Source organism: Streptomyces sp. SID5785, from assembly GCF_009870065.1.
Taxonomy (GTDB): Bacteria; Actinomycetota; Actinomycetes; order Streptomycetales; family Streptomycetaceae; genus Streptomyces.
Genome location: NZ_WWIA01000170.1, coordinates 1 through 10,113 on the forward strand (window position 1 = coordinate 1; position 10,113 = coordinate 10,113).

10 protein-coding genes are annotated in these 10,113 nt (G+C 73.4%); 1 reads left to right on the plus strand and 9 read right to left on the minus strand.

Going from position 1 to position 10,113, the window contains the following annotated elements; translation table 11 throughout:
• From GTW43_RS05045 to GTW43_RS05080, 8 genes are all read right to left on the minus strand, one after another.
• A partial coding sequence (locus GTW43_RS05045) for an inositol monophosphatase family protein (protein ID WP_275564282.1) occupies positions 1–417 on the minus strand: 417 nt, incomplete at its 3' end.
• Positions 418–533: 116 nt separating this feature from the next.
• Positions 534–2,342: a gamma-glutamyltransferase gene (locus tag GTW43_RS05050; protein WP_161300402.1), complete on the minus strand. Its 1,809-nt coding sequence runs from the start codon at positions 2,340–2,342 to the stop codon at positions 534–536.
• Positions 2,343–2,350: 8 nt separating this feature from the next.
• Entirely contained in the window at positions 2,351–3,376 is a 1,026-nt protein-coding gene (locus GTW43_RS05055; protein WP_161300403.1) for an oligopeptide/dipeptide ABC transporter ATP-binding protein, read from the minus strand.
• Complete coding sequence (locus tag GTW43_RS05060; RefSeq protein WP_161300404.1) at positions 3,373–4,365, minus strand: ABC transporter ATP-binding protein; 993 nt, start codon at positions 4,363–4,365, stop codon at positions 3,373–3,375. Before GTW43_RS05060 ends, GTW43_RS05055 begins: the two co-directional genes overlap by 4 nt.
• Entirely contained in the window at positions 4,362–5,237 is an 876-nt protein-coding gene (locus GTW43_RS05065) for an ABC transporter permease (RefSeq protein WP_161300405.1), read from the minus strand. Before GTW43_RS05065 ends, GTW43_RS05060 begins: the two co-directional genes overlap by 4 nt.
• The gene (locus GTW43_RS05070; RefSeq protein WP_161300409.1) at positions 5,234–6,187 is read right to left on the minus strand and encodes an ABC transporter permease; all 954 of its coding nucleotides are present in this window, start codon (positions 6,185–6,187) and stop codon (positions 5,234–5,236) included. Before GTW43_RS05070 ends, GTW43_RS05065 begins: the two co-directional genes overlap by 4 nt.
• A 50-nt stretch (positions 6,188–6,237) precedes the next feature.
• On the minus strand, positions 6,238–7,806 hold the full coding sequence (locus tag GTW43_RS05075; RefSeq protein WP_237536412.1) for an ABC transporter substrate-binding protein: 1,569 nt from the start codon (positions 7,804–7,806) through the stop codon (positions 6,238–6,240).
• Between the two features lie 290 nt (positions 7,807–8,096).
• Complete coding sequence (locus GTW43_RS05080; protein ID WP_161300406.1) at positions 8,097–8,504, minus strand: cold shock domain-containing protein; 408 nt, start codon at positions 8,502–8,504, stop codon at positions 8,097–8,099.
• 258 nt (positions 8,505–8,762) lie between these two features.
• Between GTW43_RS05080 and GTW43_RS05085 the strand changes: the two genes are divergently transcribed.
• Positions 8,763–9,431 carry a hypothetical protein gene (locus GTW43_RS05085; RefSeq protein WP_161300407.1) on the plus strand — a complete coding sequence of 223 codons (669 nt, stop codon included), beginning with the start codon at positions 8,763–8,765 and terminating at the stop codon, positions 9,429–9,431.
• A 19-nt stretch (positions 9,432–9,450) separates the two neighbouring features.
• Here the strand turns inward: GTW43_RS05085 and GTW43_RS05090 are convergent, their stop codons facing one another.
• Positions 9,451–10,062, minus strand: a complete 612-nt coding sequence (locus GTW43_RS05090) for a glyoxalase (protein ID WP_161300408.1) — start codon at positions 10,060–10,062, stop codon at positions 9,451–9,453.
• Between the last annotated feature and the right edge of the window lie 51 nt (positions 10,063–10,113).

Here is a 10,113-nt window from a genome sequence, read left to right on the forward strand (position 1 = left end):
CGAGGCGAGGACGACGCCGTCGAGGGCGAGCGCCACGAGGGTGCAGAAGCCGGGGTCGCCGTGGACGAACTGACGCGTCCCGTCGACCGGGTCGACGATCCAGACGGGGGCGGCGCCGCGCAGCGCCTCGTACGTCGACGGGTCGGCGGCGACGGCCTCCTCGCCGACGACGACGGAGCCGGACAGCGCGGCCGTCAGCTCCCGCGTCAGGTACTCCTCGGCGCGCTTGTCGGCGACGGTCACGAGGTCGTGCGGGCCGCTCTTCTGGTCGATCTCGTGCGCGCCGAGCTGCCGGAAGCGCGGGGTGATCTCGGCGGCGGCCGCGGCGCGCACGATGCGCTCCACGTCCGTGACGAGGCGGTCGGTGACGGTGCGGGTCAGAAAGTCGTCGATGCTTTCCGTGATGGTTTCGATCATGTCCCCATGAGAACACGCCCCGCTGACATCGCGTTCCCGCGGGGTGAACGGGCGGTGGAATCACGATGACATCGCGGGTTCCACCGCCCCGGGCCGCCGGGTCCGGCCGGGCGGGCTCAGCGGCCCACGGCGTACCCCTGCATGCCGCGCGGGTTCGCCGCCGCCGACAGGACGCCGGTGTGCGGGTCGCGGGCCACGGCGCACAGCCGGCCCTCGGACCAGTCGTCGCCGACGGTCACGTCGTGGCCGCGCCGGCGCAGCTCCGCGACGACCTCCGGGTCCGTGTTCCCCTCGACGGTGACGGATCCGGGCCGCATGCCGCGCGGGAAGAAGGAGCCGGGGAAGGAGTCGGTGTGCCAGTTCGGGGCGTCGACGGCGCCCTGGAGGTCGAGGCCGCCACGGACCCGGTCCCGCAGGGCGACGGCCAGGAAGAAGTGCACCTGCCACTGGTCCTGCTGGTCGCCGCCGGGCGTGCCGAAGGCCATCACCGGCACACCGTCGCGCAGGGCGAGCGAGGGGGTGAGGGTGGTGCGCGGGCGGCGGCCCGGGGTGAGCGAGTTGGGCAGGCCCTCCTCCAGCCAGGTCATCTGGAGCCGGGTGCCGAGCGGGAAGCCGAGCTCGGGCACGACCGGGTTGGACTGGAGCCAGCCGCCGGACGGGGTCGCGGCGATCATGTTGCCCCAGCGGTCGACGATGTCGAGGTGGCAGGTGTCGCCGCGGGTCGCCCCGTTCTTCTGCACGGTCGGCTCGCCCGCGCCCGCGACCCCCAGGGCGTCGAAACCGCTCTCCCCGGCGGCCACCGCGCGGGCGTGCGCGCTGATCCGGGGCGCGGCGCCGAGCGGACGGCCGGGGCGCAGCTCGTACGAGGCCTTCTCCGGGTCGACGAGGGCGCGCCGTTCGGCGTTGTACGCGTCCGAGAGCAGCGCGTCGACGGGCACGCCCGCGGGGTCGGCGTCCCCGTACCAGGCCTCGCGGTCGGCCATGGCCAGCTTGCAGCCCTCGACGAGCAGGTGGACGTAGTCGGCGCTGCCGTAGGCGGGCAGCTCGGGCGGGAGCAGGGCGAGCTGCTGGAGGAAGGCGGGGCCCTGGCTCCAGCCGGCGGCCTTGCACAGGGTCCAGCCGCGCCATGCGTAGGTGGCGGGCTCCTCGTAGGTGGCGTGCCAGCCGGCGAGGTCGTCGAGGGTGAGGGTGCCGGTGTGGCGGGTGCCGCTCGTGTCCAGGGTCGGGCGGGCCGCCTGGCGCACGAGGGCCTCGCCGATGAAGCCCTCGCGCCAGATGCGGCGGGCGGCCTCGATCTGCGCGACGCGGTCCGGGCCCGCCTCCTCCGCCTCGGCGACGAGCCGCTTCCAGGTGGCGGCGAGGCGCGGGTTGCGCAGCAGCCGGCCGGGGCGCGGCGGCTCCCCGTCCACGAGGTAGACCTCGGCGGACGAGGGCCATTCGGTCGTGAACAGCTCCCGGACCGTCTCGACGGTCTCGCCGACCCGCTCGACGGGGGCGTGACCGTCCTCCGCGTATCCGATGGCGTACCGCAGCACCTCGGCGAGCGACCGGGTGCCGTGGTCCTTGAGCAGCAGCATCCAGGCGTCGAAGGCGCCGGGCACGGCGGCGGCGAGCGGGCCGGTGCCGGGCACGAGGTCCAGGCCGAGTTCGTCACGGTAGTGGGCGACGGTGGCGCCCGCGGGGGCGACGCCCTGGCCGCACAGCACGCGGACCTCGCCGCCGGCCGGGGCGAGGATGATCGGGACCTCGCCCGCGGGCCCGTTGAGGTGCGGCTCGACGACGTGCAGGACGAAGCCGGCGGCGACGGCCGCGTCGTAGGCGTTGCCCCCGTGCTCCAGGACCGCCATCGCGGACTGGGAGGCGAGGTAGTGCGTCGAGGACACCATGCCGAAGGTGCCCTGGAGGGTCGGCCGGGTGGTGAACAAGGAGGCTCCTAGCGGGTGGCGGTGCGGGTGCTCGGGATCGTACGAGAGGGGGATGCGGCCGCGTCGGGGGCGGTTCCGTCGTCCGTGACGAGGTGGCAGGAGACCTCGCGGCCGTCCGGCAGGGTGCGCAGCGCCGGGATCTCGGTGCGGCAGCGGTCGGTGGCGAGCGGGCAGCGGGTGTGGAACCGGCAGCCGGGCGGGGGCGCGAGCGGGCTGGGCAGTTCGCCGCTGAGCACGATGCGCCGGCGGCTGCGCTGGGTCACCGGGTCGGGGACGGGCGCGGCGGACAGCAGCGCCTGGGTGTAGGGGTGTCGGGGGTCGGCGAACAGCTCGCGTGTGGGGGCCTGTTCGACGATCTGGCCGAGGTACATGACGGCGATGCGGTCCGCGAGGAACTCGACGGCGGCGAGGTCGTGGGTGATGAACAGGCAGCCGAAGCCGCGCTCGCGCTGGAGGTCGGCGAGCAGGTTGAGGACGGAGGCCTGGACGGAGACGTCGAGGGCGGAGGTCGGCTCGTCGGCGACGAGCAGGTCGGGTTCGACGGACAGGGCGCGGGCGATGGAGACGCGCTGGCGCTGGCCGCCGGAGAGTTCGTGCGGATGCCGGTCGGCGTGCTCGGGCCGCAGTCCCACCTGGGCGAGCAGTGCGGCGACGCGGGCGCGGGCGGCCTCACCCGTGGCGATGCGGTGGAGCCGGAGCGGCTCGGCGACGATCGCGCCGACGGTCATGCGCGGGTCGAGCGAGGAGGACGGGTCCTGGAAGACCAGGTGGAAGTCCTTGCGCAGGGGGCGCAGGGCGCGCCGCGACAGGGTGGTCACGTCGGTGCCGTTGATCCGGACGGTGCCGCCGGTGGGCTCGTCGAGCCGGACGGCGCACCGGCCGACGGTGGACTTGCCGCTGCCGGACTCGCCGACGAGGCCGAGGACCTCGCCGCGGCCCACGGTGAGGGTGACGCCGTCGGCGGCGCGAACGGTACCGCCGGGGCTCGCGAAGTGCCGTTCCAGTGCGGTGAGTTCGAGGACAGGGGTGCTCATGAGGCGGCCTCCTGAAGAGTGTGCGGGTGCCGGCAGGCGACGTGGTGGGCGGCGGCGTCGGCCACGGCGGCCAGGCCGGGGCGGCTCGCGGCGCAGGCGTCGTCGGCGCGGGCGCAGCGCGGCGCGAACGTGCAGGCGTCGGGCTGGCTGTCGAGGCTCGGCACGAGGCCCGGGATCTCGGGCAGCCGCTCCTTGGGGGCGCCGGGGCGCAGCACGGCGTCGAGCAGTCCGCGGGTGTACGGGTGCCGGGGCGCGGCGAACAGGTCGTCCACCGGGGCCTGTTCGACGGGACGGCCCGCGTACATGACGAGGACGCGGTCGGCGATGTCGGCGACGACGCCGAGGTCGTGCGTGATGAGCACGATGGCGGTGCCGAGCCGTTCGCGCAGCGACTGGAGCACCTCGAGGATGCCGGCCTGGACGGTGACGTCGAGGGCGGTGGTCGGCTCGTCGGCGATGAGCACGGCGGGGTCGCAGGCGACCGCGATGGCGATCATCACGCGCTGGCGCATGCCGCCGGACAGCTGGTGCGGGTACTCGTCGACGCGCTGCGCCGGGGCCGGTATGCCGACGACGTCGAGCAGTTCGACGGCGCGGGCGCGGGCCTCCTTGCGGCTGAGGCCCTGGTGGCGGCGGAGCACCTCGCCGATCTGCCGTCCGATGGTGAGCACCGGGTTCAGCGAGGTCATCGGCTCCTGGAAGATCATCGCCATGTCCTTGCCGCGGATCCGGCCGTACGTGCGGTCGTCGGCGCCGGCGAGCTCCTGCCCGCCGAGCCGGACCGAGCCGGTGATGCGGGCGGTGGGCGGCAGCAGCCCCATCACGGCCATCGACGTGACGGACTTGCCGCAGCCGGACTCGCCGACCAGGGCGAGCACCTCCGACGCGTGCAGGTCGTAGGAGACGCGGTCGACGGCGTGCACGGTGCGGGTGTCGGAGTGGAAGGACACCGACAGGTCGCGCACGCTCAGGACGGGTTCGGTGGTCATCGGGTCGCTCCACGGGGGTCGAGGACGTCGCGCAGGCCGTCGCCGAGCAGGTTGAACGCCAGGGTGGCGGCGACGACGGCGAGGCCGGGGAACACTGCCATCCAGGGCGCGGCCGCGAGGAAGGCCTGGGCGGAGGAGAGCATCACGCCGAGGGACGGCTCGGGCGGCTGGACGCCGAGTCCCAGGAAGGAGAGCAGGGCCTCGCCGATGATCGCCGTCGGGATGCCGACGGTCGCCTGCACGATGAGCGCGGAGGTCGCGTTCGGCAGGACGTGCCGGAGCAGGACCGTGCCGTCGCCGCCCCCGTTGGCGACGGCCGCGGCCACGTAGTCGACGTGCTTGAGGCGCAGGGTCTCGGCGCGGGTGATGCGGATGACGGCCGGGATCTGCGAGATGCCGATGGCGATGGTCGCGTTGGTCAGCGAGGGGCCGAGGACGGCGGCGAGGCCGACGGCGAGCACCAGGAAGGGGAACGCGAGCATGGTGTCGGTGACACGGGAGACGACGCTGTCGGCGACCTTCCCGTAGTAGCCGGCGAGCAGGCCGAGCGGCACGCCGACGAGGAAGGCGAGGGCGACGGCGAGGACACCGACCTGCATGGAGGCACGGGCGCCGAAGACGACGCGCGAGAGCTGGTCGCGGCCGAGGTCGTCGGTGCCGAGCCAGTGCGACCAGCCGGGCGCGGCGAGGACGTTGTCGAAGTCCGGCTGCGCCGGGTCGTAGGGCGCGACGAGCGGGGCGAACAGCGCGGCGAGCACGAAGACGGCGGCGATGACGGCGCCGGTCATGGCGAGCCTGTTCCTGCGCAGGGCGCGCAGCTTGCCGCTGCGGGCGGCGCGGGTGCGCAGACCTGTGAGGGCGAGGGTGGTCACCGGGCACCTCCGAGCCGGATGCGCGGGTCGATGACCGAGTACGCCACGTCGACCAGCAGGTTGATGAAGATGTACGCGAACGAGGTGCACAGCACCACGCCTTGCAGGGTCGCGTAGTCGCGGGTGAAGACGGCGTCGATGGTGAGCTTGCCGAAGCCGGGGAGCACGAAGATCTGTTCGGTGACGACGGCCCCGGAGATCAGGTGGCCGAGCTGCAGGCCGAGCACGGTGACGACGGTGACGAGGGAGTTGCGCAGGGCGTGGCCGCCGATGACCTCGCGGCGGGACAGGCCCTTGGCGCGGGCGGTGCGCACGTAGTCGGCGGAGAGCGAGTCGAGCATGGCCGCGCGGGTCTGGCGCATGACGACGGCGGCGAGCCCGGAGCCGAGCACGAGCGCGGGCAGCACCATGCGCCGCAGGTTGTCGACCGGGTCGGCGGCGAAGGGCACGAAGCCGGAGGCGGCGAAGACCGGGACGGCGATCGCGAACGCGAGCACGAGGACGATGCCCAGCCAGAAGGTGGGGACCGACAGGCCGAGCAGGGCGAGGGCGTTGGCGATCCACTCGGCGGGCCGGCCGCGGCGGACGGCGGCGACGACACCGGCACCGATCCCGAGGACGATCGCCAGCAGCAGGGAGAGCGCGGCGAGTTCGAGGGTGACGGGCAGCGCCTGGCCGATGGCGTCGGACACCGGAAGCCCGGTCCGCGAGGACGTGCCGAGATCGCCCTGGAGGGCGTGGCCGATGAACCGGCCGTACTGGACGACGATGTTGTCGTCGAGCCCGTACTCGCTGCGGATCGCGGCGAGGGCCTTCGGACTGCGCTCCTCCCCCGCGAGGGCGAGCGCCGGGTCGCCGGGCAGGGCGCGGATGCCCGCGAAGACGACGACGGAGACGAGGAAGAGCGTGATGACGGACTGCCTCAGGCGGGTGAGGACGTACGCGGCCATCGGGTGCCCGGAGAGCAGCCCCGGGCGCCTGAACGGTATCTGAGCGGTCGTCACTTGGCGTACCCCGCATCCTTCACACGGACCAGGCCGTCGCCGTAGACGCGCACGCCCGCCACGTCCTTCCCGGCGACGACGTAGTTCTTCTGGCGGTAGAGGTAGACGAGGGCGTGGGCGTCGGTGGCGCGCCGGGTCAGCTCGTCGTAGATCCGGGCGCGCTCGGCGGGGTCGGCCTCGGTGCGACCGCGGGCGACGAGGGCGTCGATCTTCGGGTCCGAGAGGCCGTAGGCGTTCATGGCGCCGCGGGTCTGGAGGAAGCTGGCGACGTTGCCGTCGGGGTCGAGCCGGCCGGACCAGCCGCTGCTGAAGGCCGTGTAGTCGCCGGAGTCGGTCTCCTCGAGCATCGTGGCGTACTCGGTGGGGCGCAGCGAGATGTCGAAGCCGGCGTCCTTGCCCATGGCCTGGATCACCTGGCCGATGCGGCTCCACTCGGGTGTGGTGGGGATCTTCAGCTCGACCGCGAGCGGAGTGTGTACCCCGGCCTGCCGCAACAGCCGCTTGGCCGCGGCGACATCGCGCCCCGGGCACGCGGAGGGGGCGACGCCGGGGGCGATGGCGGCCTCGGGCGAGACGGGTCCGCAGGCGGGTTCGTACATGTCCTGGAAGACGACCTTGTTGATGAGGGAGCGGTCGATCGACAGCTCGAACGCCTCGCGGACGCGGACGTCGCTCGCCATGGGGGTGTCGATGCGGCCGGGCTTCTCGCCGAGGCCCTTGACGTTGCCGACGTTGATGCCGATGCCCTGGTAGCCGAGCGAGGGCGAGTTGAAGAGCTGGAGCTTGGCGTCGGTGAGGGCGCTCCTGACGTCGACGGGGGCCATCTGGTCGCCGACCTGGATGTCGCCGGAGCGGAGGTTGGCGAGCCGGACGCTGCCGTCGGGGATCGGCTTGTAGACGACCTTGTCGAGGTGGACGGCGTCGGCGTCGTAGTAGTGCGGGTCCTTCGCGAGGACGATCCGGTCGCCGCCGACGCGCTCGACGAACCGGAACGGGCCGACGCAGGAAGGGTGGTTGGTGAAGTCCTTGCCGTACTTCTTCAGGGCGGTCGGCGACATGACCATGCCGGAGCGGTCGGCGAGGACGGCGGTGAGGGGGACGTAGGCCTGCTTGAGCGTGAGCCGGACGCGGTACCGGCCGACGGCCTGCGCGTCCCGCAGCGGGGTGAGTTCGGTGGCGCGGGCGGAGCCGGCGAGGTCGCGGTGGCGCAGCAGTGACGTGACGACGGCCGCGGCGTCGAGCCGGGCGCCGTCGCTGAACTCGGCGTCCCTGCGGACGTCGAAGGTGACGGTGCGTCCGTCGCCGGAGACCTTGGGGAGGGCCGTCGCGAGCTGCGGCACGACCTTGCCCTCGGCGTCGACGTCGTAGAGCTTCTCGCACATCCCGGCGAAGACGGTGCGGCCCACGAGGGTCTGGGCGAGCGTCGGGTCGAGCTTGTCGGGGTCCGCGTTGAGGGCGACGGTGAGGGTGCCGCCCGCACGGACGGGCCGGTCGTCGGTCATGCGCTCCCCGCCGACCTCGGTGGCCGAGGACTGGAGGGAGCCGCAGCCCGCCGTTGTGGACATCACCAGGACAACTGCCGCGAGGGCAACGGCTGTTCGGCGCACGAGGACATACCTCCGCCAGGGAAGGGCTCCGCAGGGTCCGCCGAGGACCCCGGTAACCTGTGGGCGATCAAGGAATACCGCAGAACGTATTTCGCATACAGTCCGTGGACAAGAGGCTTGTCCGGATGCCGGACCACATTCGATGAAGATTGAATAACCGAGGCCGAAATAAGCGGTCTTGCCGGGCGGCCCACCGGCCCGGACAGCGACATGGCCTCGCGCCGTTCAGGCGTGCGGGCAGCGGCGGCTCAGCTGTCGACCCACCCGTGCTTGCGGCCGTTCTGCACCAGTTCGCGACGCACGGCGAGGATCTGCTCCCCCGTCATCGACGGAGCCGCCCGCAGCAGCAGCTCGGTGACCTCGTTGGTGAACTCGTCGACCCGCAGCACGTCGCACAGCACGTCGTCCCCCTCCGCGGCGGAGGCGTGCCGGCCCGGCGCGGGCGCCGTGGCGCCCTCCGCGAGCCGCACGGACGAGGCCTTCGGACCCCGCTCGCCGTCCTCGATGTCGAACGCGACCTTCAGCCCGGTGCGCAGATACGACTCCGGGATCAGCAGATCGTTCACGTGCAGGAAGACGTCCTCGCCACCGTCGTCCGGCGCGATGAACCCGTACCCCCGCGCTCCGTCGAAGCGCACCACTCGACCGGCCACCATGCCGTACACCCCCAGCCACCTCGGCGGACCAGCCGTCCGCACCCACACCGGTTTCTGCGGATCCTAGCGGGCGGCGGACGCCGCGCGCGTCAGGGTGCGCGCCGCGCGGCGGACCGGGCCGCACGCACCCCCGCCCGGGCGCCCCCGGCCCGCGACGATGCCGCTGCGTGATGCCGGGGTGACGGAAGTGGCCGTATCCCCGCACAGGAACTCGTGTGAGACTGGCGGCCCCCACCTTTCGACGTAAGGACGTACACCGTGCGTTCTCTGCCGCTCCCGGTCGCCCTGACCGCCCGGCTGCTCCCGGTCGCCGTGCTCGCGTGCGCCGGCTGGGCCTACTCGGCCGGACCGATGTCCCCGAAGGACGACACCGAGCACAATGCGGCCCCGCAGGCGTCGTCCCCGCACAGCCCCAGCGCGAGCGTGGCCGCCAAGTCCTACGCCGCGCCTCCGGCGCCGTGCGGCACCGTCGCCGCGAAGACGGTGACCGCCCTGGTCCCGGAGGCGAAGACGGCGGGCAAGGAGCTGTCCGCCACGGACGAGTCGGTGCGCCGCGGCTGCTCGTGGAGCGCCCTGAAGGGGTACGACTACCGCTGGCTCGACGTCACCTTCGAGGTGAAGAGCTCCGACGCGCTGGCGCAGCAGGCGTTCGCCACCGCCGGGCAGGACGCGGACCGTGCGGGCGACCCGGTGAAGGGCGTCGGCGACGAGGCGCGGCTGACGTCCGGGCTGACGAAGAAGGACGGCCAGGAGACCCGCGAGGCCGTCGTCGCGGTCCGCAAGGGGAACGTGCTGGTCACGGTCACCTTCAACGGCAGTGACTTCGAGTCCAAGGGCGCCCCCTCGGCCTCGACGATGACCGAGGGCGCCGAGCGGGCGGCGCGGGACGCGGTCGCCGGTCTGGGCCCGGCCGGGGCCGGGAGCTGACCGGACGCCCCGGGCACCGTCAGGCCGCCTCCTCCCAGGCGAAGCCGTCCGGGTCGGTGAAGGGTGCGCCGGCACCGGCCAGCACGACCCGGTGCGAGCCGGAGCCGTCGGCGGGCACGCCCGCGTCCTTGGCGAGCGCGGCGCGCTTGTAGAGGGCGAGCTTGAGGTCGCCGGGCGCGGTCGCGAACTCCACGTACTTCCCGCCGAAGCTCTTGGCCACGGAGAGGCCCTGCGCGGCGTAGAACTGCTTGCTGGCCTTGACGTCCTCGACGCCGAGCAGCAGCACGACGTCGCCGATCGCGCCGGTGGCGGGGCCGGTGTTCTTCTTCGCCGACGTGGCGATCTTCCAGATGGTGCCGTCGGGGGCGCGGACGACGCCGCCGTAGCCCCAGAAGGACTTGGTGGCCGGCTTGAGCGCGACGGCACCGGCCTCGAGGGCCGCGCCGACGAGCCGGTCGACGTCCGCGGGCTGCGCGACGGTCAGCGACAGCGTGAAGCCGCGGAAGCCGTCGCTCGGGACCGCGCTCTCGCGCACCCGGATCTCGGGGCCGAGGCCGAAGGCGCGCTCGAGGAAGGTGGCGGTGGCCGTGGCGTCGGCCGCCTCGATGGTGAGGGCTGCGAGTGAGTTCATGCCGTTCACGCTAGGGGCGCGGGGGCACCGGGTGCTTCTCGATTCCTGACC